This is a genomic window from Escherichia sp. MOD1-EC5990, from assembly GCF_002965285.1.
Taxonomy (GTDB): Bacteria; Pseudomonadota; Gammaproteobacteria; order Enterobacterales; family Enterobacteriaceae; genus Escherichia; species Escherichia coli_F.
In genome coordinates this window covers 28,863-53,257 of sequence record NZ_PTRV01000023.1, presented here as the reverse complement: position 1 = coordinate 53,257, position 24,395 = coordinate 28,863, and the positions used below count along the sequence as shown (strand labels likewise).

The window sequence follows — 24,395 nt, the reverse complement described above, 5'->3', positions numbered from 1 at the left end:
TGCTAAACGGCAGGCGTCGCAATAATGGTTTTTACATGGGCCAGCGCGTTTTCCAGTGGTTCGAAACTGCGCGAAATTTTGGCCTGCAAATTCGCGCCAAGCCACAGTGCGTAAAGCACTTGTGCCTGTTGCAGCGGTTCGCCACAAAAGGTTAAACAATGGTTCTCACGGCCATTTTCCAGCGCCTGAGAGAGCAGGGCGATTACGCCGCGAGCCCCTTTATCCATCGCGCTGCGCATATCTTCTGACAGATCGCACACTTCGGCAGAGAGTTTTACTGTCAGGCAACCACTGATGGTTCCATGTTGGCAAAACTGGTTCAGTGTTTGCTGGTAATAAGCCAGTATGCGGTCGCGGTAGTTACCTTCGCCGGATTGCAGCAACTCCGTCAGTCGCTGGTGATATGCGGCGTAATGGCGCTCAAGCATGGCAACGCCAAACGCTTCTTTAGAGCGAAAGTAGTGATAGAAGGACCCTTTCGGCACTTCAGCCGTTTTTAGTAATTCGCTTAGCCCCATCCCGGTGAATCCACGTTGCAGGCAAAGTTGCTCGCCCGTCGCCAGGAGATGTTCGCGAGTATCATGTTCGGTGTGTTTGTTCATGTGTTGGAGTGTAGTAGACCAGTCGGTCTAGTGCAAGCAAAGTTGCTACTTTGGGCATTAACAGCTTCAATAATGGTAATAATCTTATCTGAGGAGGGCGAGGTGGCGGAGCAATTAGAGTTCTTTCCCGTCCAGAGCCCGTGCCGGGGAATTTGCCAGTCTGACGAACGCGGATTTTGTCGCGGCTGTTTTCGTAGTCGGGATGAGCGTTTTAACTGGAATAAAATGAGCGATGGCGAAAAACAAGAGGTGCTGCGCCTTTGTCGGCAGCGATTAATGCGCAAATTACGTGCAAATAAGCCAGCGTCATCAGACGAACCGGAGCAACCATCACTCTTTTGAGCCTAATCTTGCGTATACTCCTCTCATATCTGATAAGAGGAAGCGATTATGGTTCAGCGTATTACTATTGCGCCGCAAGGCCCGGAGTTTTCCCGTTTTGTGATGGGCTACTGGCGATTGATGGACTGGAATATGTCCGCCCGCCAGCTGGTCAGCTTTATTGAAGAGCATCTGGATCTCGGCGTAACTACCGTGGACCACGCTGATATTTATGGCGGCTATCAGTGCGAAGCAGCGTTTGGCGAGGCGCTGAAACTGGCACCTCATCTGCGTGAACGGATGGAAATTGTCAGCAAATGCGGTATCGCGACGACCGCGCGTGAAGAAAATGTCATTGGTCATTATATTACTGACCGCGATCACATCATTAAGAGCGCCGAACAGTCGCTGATTAATCTCGCGACCGATCATCTGGATCTGCTGTTAATCCACCGCCCGGACCCGTTAATGGATGCCGATGAAGTGGCGGACGCGTTTAAACACCTGCATCAGAGCGGCAAAGTTCGCCATTTTGGCGTATCGAACTTTACGCCTGCGCAATTTGCGCTGTTGCAATCACGCCTGCCGTTTACCCTTGCCACTAATCAGGTGGAAATATCCCCGGTGCATCAGCCGTTACTGCTGGATGGCACGCTCGACCAACTGCAACAACTGCGTGTTCGTCCGATGGCGTGGTCTTGCCTTGGTGGTGGTCGTCTGTTTAATGATGATTATTTCCAGCCTCTGCGTGATGAACTGGCTGTGGTGGCGGAGGAGTTAAACGCGGGCTCTATTGAACAGGTGGTTTACGCCTGGGTTTTACGTTTACCGTCGCAGCCGCTGCCAATTATCGGCTCAGGTAAAATTGAGCGTGTACGGGCGGCTGTTGAAGCAGAAACCCTGAAAATGACTCGCCAACAATGGTTCCGTATCCGTAAAGCGGCACTGGGTTACGACGTACCGTAAGCACTTTTAGGAATAGCCGCCGTTCAAAAATGTGTCACTGGTTTACACTTATTCAGGAATGCACAATGAACGGAGGTCCTATGAAACGTTTTAGTCTGGCCATTCTGGCGCTGGTTGTTGCGACCGGCGCACAAGCTGCCAGTGAAAAAGTCGAGATGAACCTCGTCACGTCGCAAGGGGTTGGGCAGTCAATTGGTAGCGTCACCATTACTGAAACCGATAAAGGTCTGGAGTTTTCGCCCGATCTGAAAGCATTACCCCCCGGTGAACATGGCTTCCATATTCATGCCAAAGGAAGCTGCCAGCCAGCTACCAAAGATGGCAAAGCCACAGCGGCAGAATCTGCAGGCGGGCATCTTGATCCACAAAATACCGGTAAACATGAAGGGCCAGAAGGTGCCGGGCATTTAGGCGATCTGCCTGCGCTGGTTGTCAATAATGACGGCAAAGCAACCGATGCCGTCATCGCGCCTCGTCTGAAATCACTGGATCAAGTCAAAGATAAAGCGCTGATGATCCACGTTGGTGGCGATAATATGTCCGATCAACCTAAACCGCTGGGCGGTGGCGGTGAACGCTATGCCTGCGGTGTAATTAAGTAATTAAGAGGCCAGCGTACCTTGCGGCGGTGCTTGCTCAAGTTGCGAAAGCGAGCAGTACAGCCGCCAGACAATTGCCGCCAGCTCCTGGGCGGCAGGTTGATGATGACGGGCAAGGCTGTCGCAAATCCGCTGTAATTCTGCAAGTGTGGCCGCCAGTGATTTTTGCTGAACGCCACGCTCACTCATCACTCCACGTAACAATGAAATACAGTTATCCCGTACTCGCGATAACGGATCGGAACGCGATTCCCATTCGCGCAATTGCCAGACAACATGAGAACAGTTCAACAACACCACCCCCCAGCGTAATAACCAACGGCGAGCCAGCGCATCCTGGCTGTTACTTAACTGACTGACGTGATGATAAGTGAGTGATTCAAAATCGCTTTCACTCAGTGTTGGATGGCGGCTTAGCTGATCGACAAAATCCCGGCGCAGTGCGCGAATATGACGACGGCTTTTACGAGCGTCAGACCCAGGTCGCAGAATGGCGAACGCTAGCCACGCCAGCGCTACGCCAACAATTTTTGCCAGATTATCATTAAGAAAATCAGCGAAATCATACACCGGAGGATTAGTGACAGCGATAAACGACCCCATAAATACAATCAGTTGTCCCCAAAGCGCGGCAAATTTGGGCATCTGCAATTTAAGAAGCTGCATTGTCGCCAGTAGTGGGAAGAGAAACAGTAAAAATTGCCACAGATCGCTAATCTGAACCATCAGGCCAAATTTGACCACAAAGCTAAATAGCGAAAGTAACACTAGCGTGCGCATTAGCAGTGACAAGGACTTAAACGGTGCCGCGACGGCGGAGTAGAGTACGCAGCTAATTGCGGCCAGCGTTAATGCATTGGCACCGGCATCCCATTGTGAAGCGATACTCCATGCGCCAATTATCATCAATGTACAAAATGTTCGTAGTCCGCTCCACATAGCTTCGGCGTTATCGGTATGACGTGCCAGGCCGGATGTCCGTGGGAGTTTGGCATGATCATCTACGCCGCTTTGCAGACGATGTAATTCCTGACTGCTTTGCAGATAAAGATGGCAAAAATAGCGTAGTCGCTGCCAGAAGGCGACGTGCCGGTAGTCGGCGACGTTGGTCGGGCGTAGCGGGGCAATAATACGTGCGACGGTGTAAAAATCTGTTTGCGAACTGGCGAGCGCGGTCAGCAACTGGTCGAGAATTTCTCGTGTGGCACCTGGCGGTGAGGGCCAGTTGAGCAACATACGTCGCAGGCTGGAAATGACGCTGGTCATACGTAATTGCTGGTGGAGCAGCGCATTAAGGCGCGCGTTTTGCTGGCGAAAACGATAGTGGCTCCAGAAAGCCTGGATACGGAGCAAATTCATGGTCAGTATCTGCCCAATCACCCCTTCATGTGCTGCACGAATGGCATCGGTTGTTTCAGGCTGCCAGAGTAAACTGGCATGTTCAAGTAGTCGGGCGTGCATGTTTTTCAATGCGGTTAAAAGGGCTGTAGCATCGGAACTGCTCGGCAGGATCATCATCATCATGCCACCGCACAAAATACCGACTATCACCTCACAAACGCGCGCCTGAGCAATATCCCACAGCTGGCTGGCCTCAGTAATATTGACCATCGGAAAGGCGATGATGGCAGCCGTGTAACCCGCCAGTTGAAATGCATACGCGACGTTATTCGTGAAGTGCGCACAGGCCCAGGTACAAAAGCCAATCCATGCTGACATACTCAATAGAAAAAACCACGGCTCGTTGAGCGTATGTCCGGCAAGAAGCAATGCCGCGATGGCTCCCAGCAAACTACCCGCGATGCGTCCGAGGCTTTTGCTGATCACACCGCCAACGGTGGGGAAGCTAACCACCGCTGCCGAGGTCATCGCCCAATAGGGCTCATCGAGATTTAAATAATAGGCAACTGTCAGCGCCAGACACATGGCAAGGGTATTACGTAACGCATAACGCCATTGCGCCAGCGTTGCCCTGAACCAAGGCAAATTGCGCAAGGACCATGACGATGCGTTCATTATTCACCTACGGCAATGCTACAGGTGGTGCCCGACACCAGCGTGACATCGCCTGGGACTTTGTCCAGCGCAAAGCGGACCGGAACACGTTGGGCGAGGCGAACCCAGGGGACGTTAGGTTTCACATCCGGAATAAGGCTTGAGTCACTTTCAACGCTCTGATCATAAATCGCCCGACCGATACTGGAAACGTGACCCTGTAACGTTTTGTTATCACTATAGAGGGTAATTTGTGCTGGTGCCCCTTCACGGATATGGCGCAATTTGGTTTCTTCAAAATAACCAATGACGTAAAACGAGTGGCTGTCGACAAGGGCAAACAGCGGTTTCCCGGTGTCAGCGTAATCGCCGATGCGGGTAGTAAGATTAGTCACCCATCCGCTCACCGGGGCGCGAATTTCCGTTTGCGCCAGTTGCCATTGTGCCTGTTTCAACGTCGCCTGTGCGGCATCAACACTGGCCTGCATCGCTTTAACATTGAGGTTAGCGGTATCGAGTTCTTCGGCAGAAATAAAATTTTGTGAGAGATGGCGACGACGATTCGCTTCGTTATTGGCTTTTGCGAGGTCAGATTGCGCTTTCGCCAGCTGAGCCTGTGCGTTCAGCTCGGCGATCTGAAAGGGCGTTTTATCGATCGTGAGCAGAAGATCCCCCGCGTTAACCGGCTGGTTGTCTTTTATATTCAGCTCAACAATACGTCCCGACACCTGTGGGGTGATAGAAACCTGTTCTGCGCGTATTTTCCCGTCGCGTGTCCACGGAGATTGCATGTAATAATTCCACAGCCACCATCCGGCAAGAACCGCAACTACCGCTACAATGATTGTTGAGAAATACTTAATTGTTTTAATTGACATAGTTACCACGCAATCAGTATTGCCAGGGAAAGGCAAACGCAAATCGCAAACAGCGATAAATCCATTAACAAGGGATGCCAGATGTCACCGGCGTAGATCCAGCCACGAAGCAGGCGGTGTACGACAAGCCAGATGACGAATCCAAACGCGAAGGCTTTGAAAAAAGGAGGAAAGTAGACGGACGCACCGAACACCAGATCTTGTAAGGGCAATCCTGTTGCATTGAGCATAAACTTCACAAAGTAGATTCCTTTACGACCGAATATATTGCGTTAGATTAATAAATATTCTTTAAGTGCGAAAAATTTACGCGCAATTTCTGAAAAATATGTCTGACGGTAACCAAATGCAGCAATACATTTGTTTTAGCAATACAATTGCTGCACACTATTCTAAAAGCCGCATAATATCTTAGCAAGCTAATTATAAGGAGATGAAATTGGAATCGCCACTAGGTTCTGATCTGGCACGGTTGGTGCGCATATGGCGTGCTCTGATAGACCATCGCCTGAAACCGCTGGAGTTAACACAAACCCATTGGGTTACGTTACACAATATCCATCAGTTACCTCCAGACCAGTCGCAAATTCAACTGGCAAAAGCGATTGGCATCGAGCAGCCATCACTGGTCCGTACTCTGGACCAACTGGAAGAAAAAGGGTTAATTTCGCGTCAAACTTGTGCCAGCGATCGTCGGGCTAAACGTATTAAACTGACGGAAAAGGCAGAGCCGCTGATCAGCGAAATGGAAGCTGTTATTAACAAAACCCGCGCGGAAATTTTACATGGCATCTCCGCAGAGGAACTGGAACAACTGATTAAGCTCATCGCAAAACTTGAGCATAATATCATTGAGTTACAGGCCAAAGGGTGAAATGAAGGGGGGCGTGTGGTCAGTAACCTGACCACACGCAAACTTATTTAGCGCGGGGAAACGGTCACCTGACTGCCATTGCTGGCCAGTACGACACGTTGGCCCGGAGAGAAACGAGTGTTGCCTTGTTTCTGTACCACCATGATGGTATTACCATCGTCTTTACGAATTTCCAGCTCGACACCCTGCGTTTTGTTCATTGCACTCTGTACGCCCTGACCGGCTACGCCACCGGCAACAGCGCCTGCTGCAGTAGCCAGAGAACGCCCGGTTCCGCCACCAACAGTATTCCCCAGGAAACCACCAAGAACAGCACCGCCAATTGCGCCGATAACGTTGGAATCATCACCGCCCTGAATCTGTACCGGACGTACGTTAACGATGGTGCCATAGCTGACATTCTGTACTTGTTTCGCTTCAGAAGCGGTATAAACATCCCCTGACAGGGTGTCGTTATTAACACAACCGACAAGAGACAGACCTACCATTGAAACAACCAATACGCGTTTAATCATTGAAAAATCTCCTGTTCACCATGAAACGCCACGCAAGCATCCCTCATGGTCAAAGTATATGGCATATGTGAATCCATGGTTACATGTTCTACCAAATATGAGCAAATCATAATGAAAGTAGGATCAACCAATTATAAACAAAACATTCATGATGATTATTGATTTGAAGATAATGTTTTACTACCAACGGTAAAAATCGGTCATTCCGCATAGTATTCACGAAAAGTTTATGTTTGAGTGGTGCGCAAACGTCAGATTGAAAAAGGATGAACTATGAAATCGGGCCGCTTTATTGGCGTTATGTCAGGCACCAGCCTTGATGGTGTTGATGTTGTGTTGGCGACAATTGATGAACATCGGGTCGCACAGCTGGCAAGTTTGAGCTGGCCGATCCCGGTGTCTCTGAAACAGGCTGTACTGGATATTTGCCAGGGCCAGCAGCTTACACTTTCGCAGTTTGGACAGCTTGATACTCAACTCGGGCGACTTTTTGCTGATGCGGTCAATGCCTTGCTTAAGGAACAAAACCTGCAGGCGAAAGATATCGTTGCGATCGGCTGTCACGGCCAAACCGTCTGGCATGAACCGACGGGCGTGGCACCACACACTTTACAGATTGGCGATAACAATCAAATTGTGGCACGCACCGGAATTACGGTTGTCGGTGATTTTCGCCGTCGCGATATTGCCTTGGGAGGACAAGGCGCACCGTTGGTACCTGCGTTTCATCATGCGCTGCTGGCTCACCCAACCGAGCGACGAATGGTGCTCAATATTGGTGGCATCGCCAATCTGTCACTGCTCATTCCTGGGCAGCCGGTAGGGGGCTACGATACCGGCCCTGGTAACATGCTGATGGATGCCTGGATCTGGCGTCAGGCAGGTAAACCTTACGATAAAGATGCCGAGTGGGCACGGGCGGGTAAAGTCATTCTCCCACTGCTGCAAAATATGCTTAGCGACCCGTATTTCTCGCAACCTGCACCGAAAAGCACCGGACGCGAATACTTTAACTACGGTTGGCTGGAGCGCCATTTGCGCCATTTTCCGGGTGTTGATCCCCGAGATGTACAGGCGACACTGGCAGAACTCACCGTCGTGACCATTTCTGAACAAGTTTTGTTGAGCGGTGGCTGCGAACGATTGATGGTATGTGGTGGAGGAAGTCGTAATCCGCTACTCATGGCGCGTCTGGCGGCATTACTGCCAGGCACAGAAGTCACCACCACCGATGCCGTTGGCATTAGTGGCGATGATATGGAAGCATTGGCTTTCGCCTGGCTTGCCTGGCGGACGCTGGTGGGATTACCAGGAAATCTGCCTTCCGTCACTGGCGCAAGCCAGGAGACGGTACTCGGGGCTATTTTCCCCGCTAACCCGTGATATCAGAGTTAACTGAATTTTTCTTACCGCGTCTGCCGTTACACTTGGAACGTTAGGGAGGGCGTATTGCCCTCCAGACCAGGAAAGTCTTCGGGATATGTCTATGAAAAAACTGTTACTGATCTGTTTGCCGGTCCTTCTCACCGGCTGTAGCGCGTTCAATCAACTGGTTGAGCGCATGCAAACCGATACGCTGGAATACCAGTGTGATGAAAAACCGTTGACGGTCAAACTGAATAATCCGCGCCAGGAAGTCAGTTTTGTTTACGATAATCAACTACTGCATCTCAAACAGGGCATTTCTGCGTCTGGTGCACGTTACACCGACGGGATCTATGTTTTCTGGTCGAAAGGCGAGGAAGCGACTGTCTATAAACGCGACCGCATCGTCTTGAATAACTGTCAGTTACAAAATCCACAGCGTTGAGATTTTTCCAGGGGCGGCGCACAATAGCGTCACCCACTGACAATCCGTAAAGAAAACCATGTCTGATAACGACGAATTGCAGCAAATCGCGCATCTGCGCCGTGAATACACCAAAGGCGGATTACGCCGCCGCGATCTTCCCGCCGCTCCATTAACCCTTTTTGAACGCTGGCTCTCTCAGGCGTGTGAAGCCAAACTGGCGGACCCTACCGCGATGGTGGTCGCTACCGTGGATGAACATGGTCAGCCTTATCAGCGCATCGTTTTACTCAAACATTACGACGAAAAAGGAATGGTGTTTTACACCAACCTCGGCAGCCGTAAAGCACATCAAATCGAAAATAATCCGCGCGTTAGCCTGCTGTTCCCGTGGCATACCCTTGAGCGCCAGGTGATGGTGATCGGTAAAGCGGAACGACTTTCGACTCTCGAAGTGATGAAATATTTTCATAGTCGCCCCCGTGATAGCCAGATTGGTGCATGGGTTTCGAAGCAGTCCAGTCGCATTTCTGCCCGCGGTATCCTTGAAAGTAAATTCCTGGAGCTGAAGCAGAAGTTTCAACAGGGCGAAGTGCCATTGCCGAGTTTTTGGGGCGGTTTTCGCGTCAGCCTTGAACAGATTGAGTTCTGGCAGGGCGGTGAGCATCGCCTGCATGACCGCTTTTTGTACCAGCGTGAAAATGATGCGTGGAAGATTGATCGTCTTGCCCCCTGAAAAGATGCAAAAATCTTGCTTTAATCGCTGGTACTCCTGATTCTGGCACTTTATTCTATGTCTCTTTCGCATCTGGCGAAAAGTCGTGTACCGGCAAAGGTGCAGTCGTTATATACATGGAGATTTTGATGGCAAGCAGTAACTTGATTAAACAATTGCAAGAGCGGGGGCTGGTAGCCCAGGTGACGGACGAGGAAGCGTTAGCAGAGCGACTGGCGCAAGGCCCGATCGCGCTCTATTGCGGCTTCGATCCTACCGCTGACAGCTTGCATTTGGGGCATCTTGTTCCATTGTTATGCCTGAAACGCTTCCAGCAGGCGGGCCACAAGCCGGTTGCGCTGGTAGGCGGCGCGACGGGTCTGATTGGCGACCCGAGCTTCAAAGCTGCCGAGCGTAAGCTGAACACTGAAGAAACTGTTCAGGAGTGGGTGGACAAAATCCGCAAGCAGGTTGCCCCGTTCCTCGATTTCGACTGTGGAGAAAATTCTGCTATCGCGGCGAACAACTATGACTGGTTCGGCAAGATGAATGTGCTGACCTTCCTGCGCGATATTGGCAAACACTTCTCCGTTAACCAGATGATCAACAAAGAAGCGGTTAAGCAGCGTCTCAACCGTGAAGATCAGGGGATTTCGTTCACTGAGTTTTCCTACAACCTGTTGCAAGGGTATGACTTCGCCTGTCTGAACAAACAGTACGGTGTGGTGCTGCAAATTGGTGGTTCTGACCAGTGGGGTAACATCACTTCTGGTATCGACCTGACCCGTCGTCTGCATCAGAATCAGGTGTTTGGCCTGACCGTTCCGCTGATCACCAAAGCAGACGGCACCAAATTTGGTAAAACTGAAGGCGGCGCAGTCTGGTTAGATCCGAAGAAAACCAGCCCGTACAAATTCTACCAGTTCTGGATCAACACTGCGGATGCCGACGTTTACCGCTTCCTGAAGTTCTTCACCTTCATGAGCATTGAAGAGATCAATGCCCTCGAAGAAGAAGATAAAAACAGCGGTAAAGCTCCGCGCGCTCAGTATGTTCTGGCGGAGCAGGTGACACGTTTGGTGCACGGTGAAGAAGGTTTGCAGGCAGCAAAACGTATTACCGAATGTCTGTTCAGTGGTTCCTTGAGTGCGCTGAGTGAAGCGGACTTCGAACAGCTGGCGCAGGACGGCGTACCGATGGTTGAGATGGAAAAAGGTGCAGACCTGATGCAGGCGCTGGTCGATTCCGAACTGCAACCTTCCCGTGGTCAGGCGCGTAAAACTATCGCCTCCAATGCCATCACCATTAACGGTGAAAAACAGTCCGATCCTGAATACTTCTTTAAAGAAGAAGATCGTCTGTTTGGTCGTTTTACCTTACTGCGTCGCGGCAAAAAGAATTACTGTCTGATTTGCTGGAAATAATGCATTAAGTGGAAAGGGGGAGTGAGAAATCACTCCCCCTGGTTTTTATACAGGGAACATGATGAAAAATATTCTCGCTATCCAGTCTCACGTTGTTTATGGTCATGCGGGTAACAGTGCGGCAGAGTTTCCGATGCGCCGCCTGGGCGCGAACGTCTGGCCGCTGAACACCGTTCAATTTTCTAATCACACCCAATACGGCAAATGGACTGGCTGCGTGATGCCGCCCAGCCATTTAACCGAAATTGTGCAAGGCATTGCCGCCATTGATAAATTACACACCTGTGATGCCGTATTAAGTGGCTATCTGGGTTCGGCGGAGCAGGGTGAACATATCCTCGGTATCGTTCGTCAGGTGAAAGCAGCGAATCCGCAGGCGAAATATTTTTGCGATCCGGTAATGGGTCATCCGGAAAAAGGCTGTATCGTTGCACCGGGTGTCGCAGAGTTTCATGTGCGTCACGGTTTGCCTGCCAGCGATATCATTGCGCCGAATCTGGTTGAGCTGGAGATACTCTGTGAGCATCCGGTAAATAACGTCGAAGAAGCGGTTCTGGCAGCGCGTGAACTCATTGCGCAAGGGCCACAAATTGTGTTGGTTAAACACCTGGCGCGGGCTGGCTACAGCCGTGACCGTTTTGAAATGCTGCTGGTTACCGCCGATGAAGCCTGGCATATCAGCCGTCCGCTGGTGGATTTTGGTATGCGCCAACCGGTAGGTGTCGGTGATGTGACGAGCGGTTTACTGCTGGTGAAACTGCTTCAGGGGGCAACGCTGCAGGAGGCCCTGGAACATGTGACCGCTGCAGTATACGAAATCATGGTGACCACCAAAGCAATGCAGGAATATGAGCTGCAAGTGGTTGCTGCTCAGGATCGTATTGCCAAACCAGAACATTATTTCAGCGCAACAAAGCTCTGAAATATCTCATTTCGGCCCACAACAACCTGTGGGCCGATAGCTATTACTTTAAGCCTTCCGCTGACAGCGCGTCTTGTACTTCCGGACGTTCAGCCATACGTTGCATAAATGCCGCGATGTGCTCTAACCCTTCCAGATTCAGTTTCACCGCGTATGCCCAGCGCAGAACCGTAAACAGATAGGCATCAGCAATTGTAAATCGTTGCCCGCAGATCCAGTGCTCATCCTTCAGAGCATCGTTCACATATTGCAGCTTCTTCTCCAGCTGCGCGCGAACTGTCGGTTTGTACTCTTCCGGTGTATCAGGGCGAAACAGAGGCGTGAAACCTTTATGCAGCTCGGTGGCGATGTAATTCAGCCATTCGATGGTTTTATAGCGGGAAATACTGTTTACCGGTGCCAGCAACTGGCGGTCGGGGACGCTGTCGGCAAGATACTGCATAATTGCTACGCCTTCCGTCAGCAAAGTACCATCGTCCAGCAGCAATGCAGGCACCTGTCCCTTAGGGTTAACGGCAAAGTAATCGTCACCGTTTTCGAGACGTTTTTTCATTAAATCCACACTGACGAGCGTAAAATCCTTTCCGCTCTCACGCAGGGTGATATGGGAAGCGAGAGAGCAGGCGCCCGGTTTGTAGAACAATTTCATCGGTAACTCCTTTTGTCTGTGGTTTAAAGTATGGTAGTGCGTTGCTGAACAAAAAAAAAGCCGCTAACGAAAAGTTAGCGGCTTGTAAAAGAGTTTCCCTGAATTTTACGCTACAGCAGCTTTCGCCGCTTTGTCTGCAGCGTCATCCTGCGTCATGCGATGCAGTTTCGGCGCGGTCAGCAGCATCAGTACTGCAATAACGGCAGTAGCGACACCAATCTGCAAGAATACGCGACCATAGACTTCCAGTGACATCAGTGGATCGGTAACGTTATCCGGCACAGCCATCATACCCGCAACATAACCACCAATCAGGTTTGCACCGGCAGTGGTCAGGAACCAGCTACCCATAATGAAGCCCATCAGACGCTGCGGAACGAGTTGTGCAACCATTGCCAGACCCAGACCAGAGATCATAAGTTCCCCGATACTCTGCAGGCCATAGCTTGCGACCAGCCAGCTTACCGACACGATACCTGCGTCAGACGCGAATTTTGCACCCAGCGGCAGAATCAGGAACGCACCAGAACACATCACCATACCGATTGCAAACTTAGTTGGCATCGGCAGGGTATCGCCCATCTTGTTATAGATAGCGGCCAGAATCGGGCTACCAATGATGATCCAGAACGGGTTCAGTGCCTGATACTGCTCAGGTTCTACGGCCAGGCCCAGAATGGTGTGTTCAACGTTACGAATCGCAAAGAAGTTCAGTGACGTTGGCATCTGGCTGTACAGCACGAAGAAGATAATGGCTTCGAGCATCAGGATGAAGGCAACGATCATTTTACGACGCGCAGCACCTTTCATCGCGAAGGCTTCTTTACCGAAGATAACCACGATACCAAAGGCAACAACGCCCAGCGCCATACGCGCAACTTCCTGATTGTGCAGCAGCCAGGTGGCGATAGCGATCAGTGCCACAACACCAATAATGGTCAGCAGCAGGTTACGGTAGTTGATAGGCTCGAAGTCTGGTTTTGAACCGTACTGTTTAACCCAGCGTTGGCAGAAGGCGAAGTTAACGATAGTGATCAGCAGGCCTACAACGCTCAACGCAAACGCAACACTCCAGCCGTATTTCGCGGCCAGCCACGGGGTGGCGATCATAGAGAAGAAAGAGCCGATGTTGACGGACATGTAGTACATGGTGAATGCACCGTCCAGACGCGGGTCGTTTTTCTCATAGCATGTAGAAAGCAGAGAAGACGGGTTAGCTTTAAACAGGCCGTTACCGACCGCAATAGCCGCCATACCCATATAAACGATACCGGCGTCGTGACCAGACCAGGCAACCAGAGCATAACCAATCGCCAGCACAATAGCGCCAAGCATAATTACGCGTTTAGTACCCAGTACCTTGTCACCTAACCAACCGCCGATAGCGACCAGACCATAAACCAGGGCACTAAAGGAAGAGAAAAGGGTGATTGAATCCGCTTCAGACATACCCAGTTGTTTAACCAGGTAAACAGCCATAATTCCTTGTAGGCCGTAATAACCAAAACGTTCCCATAACTCAATCGAGAAGATGAGATAGAACGCCTTCGGTTGTTTGAAAGCGTTCAAACTGACGCTTTCAGTTGGTTTTTGGTTTGCAGTGGACACTTTTACCTCTTTTTTTACATCCCATATTAACGGGGGTGCTTTCTCGCGTTATGCCTAAAAAACATACGCGCAATTGTTATAGTGGGAGGGGAAACGGCAGGTAATGTTCACTATCTTGCACTTTCAGACAAGTCCTTTGTAATAATCTGTTACATATAACTGAGGCGGGGAATTCAACCATTCCGGGAAATGTTATCCAGCGTTAAATTTTTCAAAAAACGTAACGGCAGATTTTTTCACTACCCTGAGAGGGGGGTGATGGCTTAACGGCGATATGTTCTGCTATTTGGCGTTTTTCCTAGTGAGATAGTCCAGTTTCTGAAAAATAGCCAGTGTAATGTTTTGTAGGTCAATATTTGTTGCGTGTGTAAATTTAAATGATTTTAACCTAATTCTTGCAATGTTTTTACATTGCCACAGCATCGTGATCTTGATCACGAATGAATAGAAAATTTCGCTATTAAAAAAACAATTAACCTGCATTTTTGGTTATCCGCAAACGGATTACCTGATGATAACGCTAAGCAATGGCATCATTGACGTTAAAAAGATGTTTTAAAAGAGGATAAAGAAAGGTTATTAATGGGGTAATCGGTGTTACCCCTTTTCTTCAGATGTCAACTTTCTCTTTGTATTCACAAAGATCTTCAATAATACAAGAGCCACAGCGAGGCTTGCGGGCAATACAGGTATAACGCCCGTGCAGGATCAACCAATGGTGGCAGTCGACTTTAAACTCTGCCGGAACCACTTTCAGTAGCTTTTCTTCTACCTGTTCGACGTTTTTCCCCGGCGCAAATTGAGTACGATTACAAACGCGGAAAATGTGCGTGTCGACAGCAATAGTCGGCCAGCCGAATGCAGTGTTTAATACGACGTTGGCTGTTTTACGACCTACACCAGGCAGGGCTTCAAGTGCAGCTCGATCTTCCGGAACCTCGCCGTTATGCTGTTCCAGTAAGATACGGCAGGTCTTAATGATATTTTCTGCTTTACTGTTATAAAGGCCAATAGTTTTGATATAGCTTTTCACCCCTTCGACGCCCAGCTCAAGCATCGCTGCAGGCGTATTAGCCACCGGGTAGAGTTTCGCCGTCGCCTTATTAACACTGACATCGGTCGCCTGAGCGGAAAGTAGTACGGCAATCAGCAATTCAAAAGGCGAACTGAAATTAAGCTCGGTGGTGGGATGAGGATTGTTCTCACGCAGGCGAGTGAGGATCTCCAGGCGTTTTGCTTTGTTCATCAGACATTCCCTGTTTCACCGTTTGGCAATGCACGTTCGGCAGCTGCTTCAGTACGGCGCTTTTTCATTCTTTCATCAATCAGGTATTTCCCTGCCAGCATCAGTCCCAGGCCAATAAATGCACCTGGTGGCAGCATCGCCAGCAGGAAAGGGGAGTCGGTGTGGAAAATCTCCACGCGTAATACTTTTGCCCAGCTACCTAACAGCGCATCTGCACCGTCAAACAACGTGCCATTGCCGATTATTTCGCGTAGTGAACCCAGCACGAACATGGCGCAGGTTGCGCCCATACCAATTGAAAAGCCGTCCAGTGCCGAAAGTGCCGGACCTTTTTTAGCAGCGAAGGCTTCAGCGCGGCCCACAACGATACAGTTAGTGACAATCAGCGGAATAAAAATCCCTAACGATTGATACAGACCAAAGGCGTAGGCGTTGATCAGCATCTGTACAGCGCTGACCACCGAGGCGATGATCATCACGTAAATGGGAATGCGGATCTCGGCTGGCGTCCAGTGACGCAGCGTCGAAATGGTCAAGTTGGTCAGCGTCAGTACCAGCGTAGTCGCAAGTCCTAAACCCAGAGCGTTAGTGGCAGTGGACGTGACCGCCAATAGCGGACAGAGGCCGAGCAGCTGGACCAGCGCAGAGTTGTTTTTCCACAACCCCTGAACAATAACGTCTTTAATTTCGCTCACGCTTTATTCTCCACAGGCAGGAAGTTGAGAAAGTTGTGACGGTAACGTCTGAGCGTACAATCCGGCGCGTTTTACCGCATTAACCACCGCGCGGGGAGTAATCGTCGCGCCGGTGAACTGGTCGAAATCACCACCATCTTTCTTCACTGCCCAGTTCGCATCATCCGCACCACTGATTTTTTTACCCGCAAAATGGGTGATCCAGTCAGAAAGGCGCAGTTCGATTTTATCGCCAAGCCCTGGCGTTTCGTGGTGCTCTGTCACGCGCGTGCCTAGTACCGTGCCGTTAAAATCGGCTCCCACCAGCAGCTGAATCGCACCAGAATAGCCATCTGGCGCGGTTGCTTCCAGAACGGCGGCTACCGGTTTGTCATCCTGTTTGGCGATGTAAACCCGATGCTCACCTTTACCTAACTCTGGCGCAGTTACCAGATAGCAACTCTGTGCCAGCGCATTGTTATAGCGTTCGGCTGACAGCACCTGATCAAATAACGCCTTTTGTTGCAGACTGGCCTGTTCAGCAATTGTCGTTTTGGTCATCTGGTTGATGGCCGCAGTTAACCCTGTAGAACCCGCTGCAAATAGTGCCAGTGTAATGCCGTGTTTTCGGATAGTTTTCAGCATGGTTTACCCTTTGCGATGGCCGTAGACGCGCGGACGCGTGTAGTAATCGATCAGAGGAACCGTGATGTTCGCCAGCAGGACGGCAAAAGCCACGCCGTCAGGATAGCCGCCGAAACTGCGGATCAACCAGACTAATAAACCCGCCAGCGCGCCGAAAATAAGACGACCACGATTGGTCGTAGAAGCAGTAACCGGGTCAGTCAAAATAAAGAATGCGCCGAGCATAGTCGCACCAGACAACAGATGAATTTGCGGTGATGCCAGTGTTTCTGGTGAGAACAACCAGCCCAACGTTGAGCATAACGCCAGCGTTACTAAGAAGCTGAGGGGAATATGCCAGCGAATCGCTTTCTGCCACAGCAACCATACGCCGCCAGCCAGCCAGGCGAGATTTACCCATTGCCAACCAACGCCCGCCAGCATACCGCTGTAGATCGGATATTGCATAATCTGTTCAACCGAATGACCGGCACGGACAGAGGTTTTAAATGTATCCAGCGGTGTTGCCTGACTTATGCCATCAATACCTAAGCGTAGCGTGTTCATATCACCACCACTGGCGGTATGTCCGCTGAAAATAACCTGTATGGCGTCGATAAAACCAGGGATGTTGACCGCAATTTCATGTGGCGGTAACCAGCTGGTCATCTGCACCGGGAAGGAGATCAGTAAGACCACATAACCAATCATTGCCGGATTAAACGGGTTTTGCCCCAGACCGCCATACAACTGTTTAGCGATGATCACCGCAAACACCGTACCCAGCACGACCATCCACCACGGCGCGAGGGGGGGAATACTTACCGCCAGCAATAAGCCTGTCAGCATTGCTGAGTTGTCTTTCAACGTTGCGGCTACTGATTGCTTGCGTAGTTTGAGTACGAGAGCTTCGGCTAACAGAGCACTGACCGACGCCAACAGGATCTGAACGAGAGTACCCCAACCAAAAAACCACAGTTGCGCTGCGATTCCTGGCACGGCTGCGAGCAACACCAACAGCATAATGCGCGATGTTTGGCGCTGGTTATGGGTATAAGGGGAGCTAGCTATTCTGAATACCATTTAGTCCTCGTTTACAACCTTTTGCTGGGCGGCTTTTTTGGCCTGAACGCGGGCAATAGCCGCGGCAACTGCCGCTTTGCGCGGATCAACCTGTTCTTCTGGTACCGCATTAGCCTGTTGCTGTTCCAGCTTGCGTGCTTTGGCGCGGGCAATAGCCGCTTCGACGGCAGCTTTGCGCGGATCAACCTGTTCTTCTGGCTCCGCATTAGCCTGTTGCTGTTCCAGTTTGCGCGCTTTGGCACGGGCAATAGCGGCTTCGACGGCAGCTTTGCGCGGATCGACCTGTTGTTCTGGTTCCGCATTAGCCTGTTGCTGTTCCAGCTTGCGTGCTTTGGCACGGGCAATAGCGGCTTCGACGGCGGCTTTGCGCGGATCGACCTGTTGTTCTGGTTCGGCATTAGCCTGTTGCTGTTCCAGCTTGCGTGCTTTGGCACGGGCAATCGCGGCTTCGACGGCGGATTTGCGCGGATCAACCTGTTCTTCTGGCTCCGCATTAGCCTGTTGCTGCTCCAGCTTGCGCGCTTTGGCGCGGGCGATAGCGGCTTCAACTGCGGTTTTACGTGGATCAGCAACGGTTGCTGCGTCGTTAGTTTGCTGCAGTTCTGCCTGTTTCGCTCTGGCTTGCGCTTTACGGGCTTCCCGTGCTGCAATAATTGCACTGTTATCCGGGCGTTCGCCCGCTTTAATCACAATAGGCTGTGTAGCCTGGGCCTGTTTCTCTTTCACCCGCGCCAGAGCGGCAGCAATCGCATCTTTATCTTTGGCTGCAGGTTGAACGGCTGCGCTCTTATGTCGTTCAAGGCGAGCCGCTTTTTCGCGCTCCAGACGAGCCTGGCGCGCTTCGAAACGCGCTTTGGCTTCTGCGGCGCGCTTTTCTTCCTGACGAATAGCCGCAATTTCAGCTTTTTCCTGACGGAAATATTGCACCAGGGGAATATTGCTCGGGCAAACCCACGCGCAAGCCCCACATTCAATGCAGTCGGCAATGTTATGCGTGGTGGCTTTATCGTGTTGCTGACCTTTGCTGAACCAGTACAACTGTTGCGGCAAAAGATCCGCAGGGCAGGCGTCAGCACAGGCGCTACAACGGATGCAATTTTGTTCTTCCTGTGGTTCGCCAAGCTCATTGGCAGAGGGAGCCAACAGACAGTTGGTAATCTTTACGACCGGGACATCCAGCCATGGCAAGGTAAAGCCCATTAGCGGGCCGCCCATAATCACCATTTGATCGGCAGAGGGGCAGAATCCGGCATCATTCAATAAATGACGCACTGGCGTACCCAGCCGTGCCCAGACGTTGCCCGGGCGTGCGATTGCTTCGCCAGTCAGGGTCACGACACGCTCAGTAATCGGTTCGCCATCGATAACGGCACGTTTCACTGCATAAGCAGTGCCGACGTTTTGCATTAATACGCCGATATCGGATGAACGCCCGCCATGTGGAACCTGCTTCCCGGTTAGAATGTAGGTTAATTGTTTAGCACCGCCAGAAGGATATTTGGTTGGAATCACCCGCAGAGAAATATCGTGAGAGTCCGCCAGCACCGCGCGCAGCATGGAAATCGCCTGCGGTTTGTTATCTTCAATGCCGATAAGAATTTCGCGTGGCTGCAGAATATGCGCAAGAATGCGAATACCCTCTACGACCTGAGCCGCGCAATCCTGCATCAAACGGTCATCGGCGGTAATGTACGGCTCGCACTCAGCAGCGTTGATAATCAACGTTTCAATCTTATCTCCGCCGCCCTGCAATTTAACGCCTGTCGGGAATCCCGCACCACCCAGCCCGGCAACACCAAACTGATGAATGCGCTCGATTAACTCTTCGCGACTGCGAGAGCGATAATCGTCCCAGCCGTCGCGCGGGATCCAGCAGTCTTCGCCATCGGCATCAATAATCACGCTTAATTCAGCTAAAGCTGAAGGATGAGCCGTAGAGTGGGGCGCAATAGCCGTAACGGTACCCGAGGTGGGCGCGTGAACTGGCAGCATTTTGCCGCGTCCACGGGTAAGCGGCTGGCCGCGCAATACTTTATCACCGACGCTAACGCACAATTCACCTTCAGCGCCAATATGTTGTTTCAGTGGTATGACAAAACGCTGCGCCAGTGGTACCTGGCGCAGGGGCGTACCGTTGGACTGGGTTTTCATCTCCGGTGGATGGATGCCGCCGTTGAAATCCCAGATTTTATTTTTTCTGAATGCAGAGAATAACTTAAGCATGGTGTTCCACGGGAATGATACGCACGGGAATGGTGTTCAGATCCCATTTCCAGGAGTCAGGTGTTTCTGCAACCGGTTGCAACGAGATGCAGTGCGTCGGGCACGGATCAACACATAAATTGCAGCCCGTACAGAGATCACTCATTACCGTATGCATGGCGCGGGTAGCACCAACGATGGCGTCTACCGGACACGCCTGAATACATTTAGTGCAGCCAATACAGTTATTTTCATCAATAAACGCCACCATCCGCGCAGGCGTTAGCTCTTGCGCTTCGCCATCCAGCGGCTGTGGCTCGATATTAAGCAACTCAGCAATTTTTAGCATCACAGCTTCGCCACCTGGGGCGCAGCGGTTAATTTTTTCACCGTTACAGCTGATGGCTTCCGCGTAGGGGCGACAGCCGGGATAACCGCATTGACCACACTGGCTCTGCGGTAAGATTTCGTCAATTTTCTCAACGACCGGATCGTCTTCCACCGCAAAACGGCGGGAGGCATAACCCAGAATGGCGCCAAACGCCAGGCCCAGCAGGCTCACGGCGGCAACGGCAATCCAGATAGCATTCATTACAACTTCACCAAACCACTAAAGCCCATAAAGGCCAGAGACATAAGACCTGCGGTAATTAACGCAATGGCATTACCGCGAAAAGGTGCCGGGACATCAGCCACAGCAAGGCGTTCGCGGATGGCGGCGAAGAGCACCATCACCAGCGAGAAACCGACAGCGGCGGAAAAACCGTACAGCGCCGACTGCAAGAAATTGTGCCCGAGATTGATATTCAGCAACGCCACGCCGAGCACTGCACAGTTGGTGGTGATAAGCGGCAAAAAAATCCCCAGCAGACGGTAAAGCACCGGGCTGGTTTTGCGCACCACCATCTCGGTGAACTGCACAACCACAGCAATCACCAGAATAAACGCCAGGGTGCGCAGGTAAATCAGATTAAGCGGGATCAAAATCCACGTATCGATAAGCCAGGCGCAAATAGACGCCAGCGTCATCACAAACGTTGTAGCCAGCCCCATGCCCATCGCGGTTTCCAGCTTTTTGGAAACCCCCATAAACGGACAGAGACCGAGAAACTTGACCAGTACAAAGTTATTGACCAGTACAGTTCCGACAAACAGTAACAGGTAGTCAGTCATTTTTCGGCCTGAAATAAAAAAGCCGCCTATTATCCGTTAATCCAGAGCAGGCGACAACAGGTTAACTGTAAGGTTATTACGGATTCACAAACGTCGCTTTCACCCGCGACGAGCGTTTAAAATAGGGGACGATCAATGCGGTTGCCAACAAAGTAAACAGTAACTGGCGAACGGCTATGCCATCTTCCACGGGTGAAAAAGCGAACGCTTTTACTGCCAGCAATACGGAAATAAGCAGCCAGATAATATAGTGTTTAGGAACACAACGCCGACGTTTAAAGAAAGCGATGGTCAACCACAGTGTGTAATACCACATGGCGATAGCGGTAATAAAAGAAACGCCCCATAAGATTTGTGTCGTCAGTGCTTGTTCGCCGAGCGTTTGAAATGTTTGCGGAGAAGATAACGCAGCGGTATACAGCAACAACGCCAGCGTCGTACTTAACAGAGCGACTAAAAGCCAGGCCAATGGGCCAAGCAACCAGCCTCCAATACGTTGTGGCGTTGTGGTGGTCATAGGTTCTCCAGAATAGCGACGCAAACAGGCAAATCTAATTTTAGGGGCGTTATTATAAGGCTTTTATAACCGATCGCTACTTTCTTTATTGGACATAGTGCCAGACGGACTTCGGTACCTGGCCGAGGTCAAACAAACGCCCGCCAGAAACCAGCTCTGCGCGACGGTGATCGGCAGCACGATACATATTGATCAGTTCCTGATCGTCCGTCAGGGTGTAATTAAGATGGTCGTAGAGTTTTTCCAGACTTTCGAGTGAACTGATTTTGCGAAATTTTAATAAGTAGTCCTGAACAGTCATAAAAGGTCCATAAAATAATTAATACCAAAGGGGTAGGTATTATTAGTGATGATAAAATTTCACCAAAAGTGAACGTTTGTATTATTACAATAATAAGAATGCGCTGATGGTAAATATTCAGGGATGAAAAACTGCTCTGAAAAGAGTAACGCGCTTTACTATCCCTGACAATCACCAACATCATCGAACAAGATAATAAATTCCTGGTTTAATATCCGACAAGTTAAAACATGCACCCGGTCGGGCAGTATGTCGCTCTACAAGAGTAGAGCTTACTTGTGTTGTACCGTAGCACTCTGTTCAGGTGGCTGATAGTTGTCAATGTGACTCGCCACGCCAAGAAGAATGACTGAAACGACAAGAACGATCCAACCTGTTAATTCAATAAGACGATTCATTACAGCCCACATCTCTGTTGATTGATCCATTAACTTCAGGGGGTAAATGTTACTTAGCAATAATAGCTCCAGCAAGATTTTTACTGAGGTTTTTGCGATATTTAGCTTTTGTCGTTGGAAAATTCGCTATTTTTTTGACTTAAGTTAAACAACATCCCTTATTGCTGGCAGGTTATTAAACTGTTGAGCGAGGGTAAAGGATAGTGTCAAATAGCCATCATACTTCAATGAGAGGCAATGACATGAGCGACAACATCCGTGTTGGGTTGATTGGGTATGGTTATGCGAGCAAAACCTTCCATGCGCCCCTGATTGCGGGCACGCCCGGGCTGGAACTGGCGGTAATCTCCAGCAGCGATGAAACAAAAGTAAAAGCCGACTGGCCAACGGTTACGGTTGTCTCTGAGCCGAAGCATCTGTTTAACGATCCCAACATAGACCTGATTGTCATCCCTACACCCAACGATACCCATTTCCCGTTAGCCAAAGCGGCGCTTGAGGCGGGTAAACATGTGGTCGTTGATAAACCCTTTACCGTGACACTGTCACAAGCGCGAGAGCTGGAAGCGCTGGCAAAAAGCCTGGGGCGTGTGCTGTCTGTATTCCATAACCGTCGCTGGGATAGCGATTTCCTGACGCTAAAAGGTTTGCTCGCGGAAGGCGTACTGGGTGAAGTTGCTTACTTTGAGTCTCATTTTGACCGCTTCCGTCCGCAGGTGCGCGATCGTTGGCGTGAACAGGGCGGCCCTGGCAGCGGTATCTGGTACGATTTAGCACCGCATCTTCTTGATCAGGCCATTACGCTATTTGGTTTACCGGTTAGCATGACGGTAGATTTGGCACAGTTACGGCCCGGAGCGCAGTCGACTGATTATTTCCATGCCATCTTGTCCTATCCGCAGCGGCGAGTCATTTTACACGGCACCATGCTGGCAGCCGCTGAGTCAGCACGTTATATCGTGCATGGATCCCGAGGCAGTTATGTGAAATATGGCCTCGATCCACAGGAAGAACGTCTGAAAAATGGCGAGCGTCTGCCGCAGGAAGACTGGGGCTACGATATGCGTGATGGCGTACTTACCCGCGTGGAAGGTGAGGAACGTGTCGAAGAAACGCTGTTGACAGTGCCGGGGAATTATCCGGCTTACTATGCGGCTATTCGTGATGCGTTAAATGGCGATGGTGAAAATCCGGTTCCGGCAAGTCAGGCAATCCAGGTAATGGAGTTGATTGAGCTGGGCATCGAATCCGCCAAACATCGCGCGACTTTGTGCCTTGCGTGAAAAGGGGATGGTGCAATTAGCACCATCCATTTTTGTTACTTCGTGGCGACTTTTTCTCGCAGTGCGCGTTTTTCCTCTGCGCTGAGGAAAGCCATTTCCAGACCATTAATCTGTGCCTGGCGGATTTGCTCGCGGGATAACCCAGCAGCTGGCGCGGCAACGGTATATTCGTGAATGATATCCACTCCCTGTACGCCGGGATCGTCAGTGTTAATGCTGGCACGAATGCCATGCTCAAGGAACGTTTTCAGCGGATGCGCCGCCAGATCCGCCACGGTGCTGGTCTGAATATTGGAGGTCAGACAGGATTCAATACCAATTTGTTGCTCGGCGAGAAAATCCATCAGCGCCCGATCTTCAATGGCTTTTACGCCATGTCCAATACGTTCCGCCCCCAGTTCACGAATCGCCTGCCAGATGCTTTCCGGCCCGGCAGCTTCGCCTGCATGGACGGTAATATGCCAGCCCGCATCACGCGCGCGGTTGAAATGAGAAAGGAACAGACTTCCCGGGAAACCAAGTTCATCACCGGCTAAATCAAGTGCGGTAATCTGGTCACGGTGGGCTAAAAAGGCCTCCAGTTCTTGCTGACAGGCGGCTTCACCGAAGGTCCGGCTCATAATGCCAATAAGCTTCGCCTGCACACCAAAGGTGCGGCAACCTTCACGTACGCCATCGATCACCGCTTCGACAACACCCGCTACAGGCAGCTGATGTGCCATTGCCATGTAGCCCGGTGAAAAACGCAGCTCGACATAGTGCAGGCCGTTACGGGCTGCATCTTCAATGTTTTCAAATGCCACGCGGCGGCAAGCATCAAGAGAGGCGAGAACTTTAACGCCCCAGTCAAGTTTGGTCAGAAAGCTCACCAGATCGGGTTCGTTGGCAATGACCTGAACGTGGGGAATCAGTGTTTCCAGGGATTGTGCAGGAAGCGAGATATTATACTGGCGGCCAAGTTCGAGAATGGTCTGGGGACGAATGTTGCCATCAAGGTGGCGATGGATATCAGTTAATGGCAGGGTGGTATCAATCAT

General features: G+C 50.8%; 28 protein-coding genes. 10 read left to right on the top strand and 18 right to left on the bottom strand.

Features of this window, described 5'->3' with window-relative positions; all coding sequences use genetic code 11:
• Positions 1 to 2: 2 nt before the first annotated feature.
• Positions 3 to 602, bottom strand: a complete 600-nt coding sequence (gene nemR, locus BEB42_RS21140; protein ID WP_001032937.1) for a DNA-binding transcriptional regulator NemR — start codon at positions 600 to 602, stop codon at positions 3 to 5.
• Between the two features lie 102 nt (positions 603 to 704).
• On the opposite strand from nemR, the gene BEB42_RS21135 reads away from it, so the two are divergent.
• From BEB42_RS21135 to sodC, 3 genes are all read left to right on the top strand, one after another.
• On the top strand, positions 705 to 944 hold the full coding sequence (locus BEB42_RS21135; protein ID WP_000840481.1) for a DUF1289 domain-containing protein: 240 nt from the start codon (positions 705 to 707) through the stop codon (positions 942 to 944).
• 48 nt (positions 945 to 992) lie between these two features.
• Positions 993 to 1,889: an aldo/keto reductase gene (locus BEB42_RS21130; protein ID WP_000250656.1), complete on the top strand. Its 897-nt coding sequence runs from the start codon at positions 993 to 995 to the stop codon at positions 1,887 to 1,889.
• 80 nt (positions 1,890 to 1,969) lie between these two features.
• Positions 1,970 to 2,491 (top strand): superoxide dismutase [Cu-Zn] SodC, encoded by a 522-nt coding sequence (sodC, locus tag BEB42_RS21125; protein ID WP_001353183.1) that lies wholly within the window; start codon positions 1,970 to 1,972, stop codon positions 2,489 to 2,491.
• Here the strand turns inward: sodC and BEB42_RS21120 are convergent, their stop codons facing one another.
• Genes BEB42_RS21120 through BEB42_RS21110 form a run of 3 tightly spaced genes read right to left on the bottom strand, consistent with a single transcriptional unit; the run spans position 2,492 to position 5,600 of the window.
• Positions 2,492 to 4,504 carry an FUSC family protein gene (locus BEB42_RS21120; protein WP_105267541.1) on the bottom strand — a complete coding sequence of 671 codons (2,013 nt, stop codon included), beginning with the start codon at positions 4,502 to 4,504 and terminating at the stop codon, positions 2,492 to 2,494.
• Entirely contained in the window at positions 4,504 to 5,361 is an 858-nt protein-coding gene (locus tag BEB42_RS21115; RefSeq protein ID WP_105267540.1) for an efflux RND transporter periplasmic adaptor subunit, read from the bottom strand. Before BEB42_RS21115 ends, BEB42_RS21120 begins: the two co-directional genes overlap by 1 nt.
• Positions 5,362 to 5,363: 2 nt before the next feature.
• Entirely contained in the window at positions 5,364 to 5,600 is a 237-nt protein-coding gene (locus tag BEB42_RS21110; RefSeq protein ID WP_000670999.1) for a DUF1656 domain-containing protein, read from the bottom strand.
• 200 nt (positions 5,601 to 5,800) lie between these two features.
• Here BEB42_RS21110 and slyA point away from each other — a divergent pair, with 200 nt between their 5' ends.
• Positions 5,801 to 6,235 carry a transcriptional regulator SlyA gene (gene slyA, locus BEB42_RS21105; RefSeq protein ID WP_000445640.1) on the top strand — a complete coding sequence of 145 codons (435 nt, stop codon included), beginning with the start codon at positions 5,801 to 5,803 and terminating at the stop codon, positions 6,233 to 6,235.
• A gap of 47 nt (positions 6,236 to 6,282) precedes the next feature.
• Here slyA and slyB read toward each other — a convergent pair whose 3' ends face one another.
• A complete protein-coding gene (slyB, locus tag BEB42_RS21100; RefSeq protein ID WP_000597196.1) occupies positions 6,283 to 6,750 on the bottom strand; it encodes an outer membrane lipoprotein SlyB in 468 nt (155 codons plus the stop codon).
• Positions 6,751 to 7,023: 273 nt separating this feature from the next.
• Between slyB and anmK the strand changes: the two genes are divergently transcribed.
• The 5 genes from anmK to pdxY all read left to right on the top strand — a co-directional run bounded on the left by anmK (position 7,024) and on the right by pdxY (position 11,600).
• Positions 7,024 to 8,133, top strand: coding sequence for an anhydro-N-acetylmuramic acid kinase (anmK, locus tag BEB42_RS21095; RefSeq protein WP_105267539.1), 1,110 nt, complete (start codon positions 7,024 to 7,026; stop codon positions 8,131 to 8,133).
• A gap of 97 nt (positions 8,134 to 8,230) precedes the next feature.
• On the top strand, positions 8,231 to 8,560 hold the full coding sequence (gene mliC, locus BEB42_RS21090) for a C-type lysozyme inhibitor (RefSeq protein ID WP_000061974.1): 330 nt from the start codon (positions 8,231 to 8,233) through the stop codon (positions 8,558 to 8,560).
• Positions 8,561 to 8,618: 58 nt separating this feature from the next.
• Positions 8,619 to 9,275, top strand: coding sequence for a pyridoxamine 5'-phosphate oxidase (pdxH, locus tag BEB42_RS21085; RefSeq protein ID WP_001282302.1), 657 nt, complete (start codon positions 8,619 to 8,621; stop codon positions 9,273 to 9,275).
• Positions 9,276 to 9,403: 128 nt separating this feature from the next.
• Complete coding sequence (gene tyrS / locus BEB42_RS21080) at positions 9,404 to 10,678, top strand: tyrosine--tRNA ligase (RefSeq protein WP_105267538.1); 1,275 nt, start codon at positions 9,404 to 9,406, stop codon at positions 10,676 to 10,678.
• 61 nt (positions 10,679 to 10,739) lie between these two features.
• On the top strand, positions 10,740 to 11,600 hold the full coding sequence (gene pdxY, locus BEB42_RS21075) for a pyridoxal kinase PdxY (RefSeq protein WP_001302086.1): 861 nt from the start codon (positions 10,740 to 10,742) through the stop codon (positions 11,598 to 11,600).
• Positions 11,601 to 11,643: 43 nt separating this feature from the next.
• Here pdxY and gstA read toward each other — a convergent pair whose 3' ends face one another.
• The 12 genes from gstA to blr form a co-directional block, all read right to left on the bottom strand.
• Positions 11,644 to 12,249, bottom strand: a complete 606-nt coding sequence (gene gstA / locus BEB42_RS21070; protein WP_000765742.1) for a glutathione transferase GstA — start codon at positions 12,247 to 12,249, stop codon at positions 11,644 to 11,646.
• Between the two features lie 105 nt (positions 12,250 to 12,354).
• On the bottom strand, positions 12,355 to 13,857 hold the full coding sequence (dtpA, locus tag BEB42_RS21065; RefSeq protein ID WP_000100942.1) for a dipeptide/tripeptide permease DtpA: 1,503 nt from the start codon (positions 13,855 to 13,857) through the stop codon (positions 12,355 to 12,357).
• Between the two features lie 610 nt (positions 13,858 to 14,467).
• Entirely contained in the window at positions 14,468 to 15,103 is a 636-nt protein-coding gene (gene nth, locus BEB42_RS21055; RefSeq protein WP_001030334.1) for an endonuclease III, read from the bottom strand.
• Positions 15,103 to 15,798, bottom strand: coding sequence for an electron transport complex subunit RsxE (gene rsxE / locus BEB42_RS21050; RefSeq protein ID WP_001289657.1), 696 nt, complete (start codon positions 15,796 to 15,798; stop codon positions 15,103 to 15,105). The genes nth and rsxE overlap by 1 nt, the downstream gene beginning before the upstream one ends.
• 3 nt (positions 15,799 to 15,801) lie before the next feature.
• Positions 15,802 to 16,422, bottom strand: coding sequence for an electron transport complex subunit RsxG (rsxG, locus tag BEB42_RS21045; protein ID WP_105267537.1), 621 nt, complete (start codon positions 16,420 to 16,422; stop codon positions 15,802 to 15,804).
• A gap of 3 nt (positions 16,423 to 16,425) precedes the next feature.
• Positions 16,426 to 17,484 carry an electron transport complex subunit RsxD gene (gene rsxD / locus BEB42_RS21040; RefSeq protein WP_105267536.1) on the bottom strand — a complete coding sequence of 353 codons (1,059 nt, stop codon included), beginning with the start codon at positions 17,482 to 17,484 and terminating at the stop codon, positions 16,426 to 16,428.
• Complete coding sequence (gene rsxC, locus BEB42_RS21035; protein ID WP_000915806.1) at positions 17,485 to 19,707, bottom strand: electron transport complex subunit RsxC; 2,223 nt, start codon at positions 19,705 to 19,707, stop codon at positions 17,485 to 17,487. It abuts the gene before it with no gap.
• Complete coding sequence (gene rsxB / locus BEB42_RS21030; protein WP_105267535.1) at positions 19,700 to 20,278, bottom strand: electron transport complex subunit RsxB; 579 nt, start codon at positions 20,276 to 20,278, stop codon at positions 19,700 to 19,702. The genes rsxC and rsxB overlap by 8 nt, the downstream gene beginning before the upstream one ends.
• Positions 20,278 to 20,859 carry an electron transport complex subunit RsxA gene (gene rsxA / locus BEB42_RS21025; RefSeq protein ID WP_000133193.1) on the bottom strand — a complete coding sequence of 194 codons (582 nt, stop codon included), beginning with the start codon at positions 20,857 to 20,859 and terminating at the stop codon, positions 20,278 to 20,280. The genes rsxB and rsxA overlap by 1 nt, the downstream gene beginning before the upstream one ends.
• Positions 20,860 to 20,935: 76 nt before the next feature.
• On the bottom strand, positions 20,936 to 21,376 hold the full coding sequence (locus BEB42_RS21020) for a DUF2569 domain-containing protein (RefSeq protein ID WP_001306099.1): 441 nt from the start codon (positions 21,374 to 21,376) through the stop codon (positions 20,936 to 20,938).
• 85 nt (positions 21,377 to 21,461) lie between these two features.
• Positions 21,462 to 21,677, bottom strand: a complete 216-nt coding sequence (gene ydgT / locus BEB42_RS21015; protein WP_000217950.1) for a transcription modulator YdgT — start codon at positions 21,675 to 21,677, stop codon at positions 21,462 to 21,464.
• A gap of 272 nt (positions 21,678 to 21,949) precedes the next feature.
• Positions 21,950 to 22,075, bottom strand: a complete 126-nt coding sequence (gene blr, locus BEB42_RS21005) for a division septum protein Blr (RefSeq protein ID WP_024166213.1) — start codon at positions 22,073 to 22,075, stop codon at positions 21,950 to 21,952.
• A 242-nt stretch (positions 22,076 to 22,317) separates the two neighbouring features.
• Between blr and BEB42_RS21000 the strand changes: the two genes are divergently transcribed.
• Positions 22,318 to 23,358 carry an oxidoreductase gene (locus tag BEB42_RS21000; protein ID WP_001282537.1) on the top strand — a complete coding sequence of 347 codons (1,041 nt, stop codon included), beginning with the start codon at positions 22,318 to 22,320 and terminating at the stop codon, positions 23,356 to 23,358.
• Positions 23,359 to 23,393: 35 nt separating this feature from the next.
• Here BEB42_RS21000 and add read toward each other — a convergent pair whose 3' ends face one another.
• The gene (gene add / locus BEB42_RS20995; RefSeq protein ID WP_088541862.1) at positions 23,394 to 24,395 is read right to left on the bottom strand and encodes an adenosine deaminase; all 1,002 of its coding nucleotides are present in this window, start codon (positions 24,393 to 24,395) and stop codon (positions 23,394 to 23,396) included.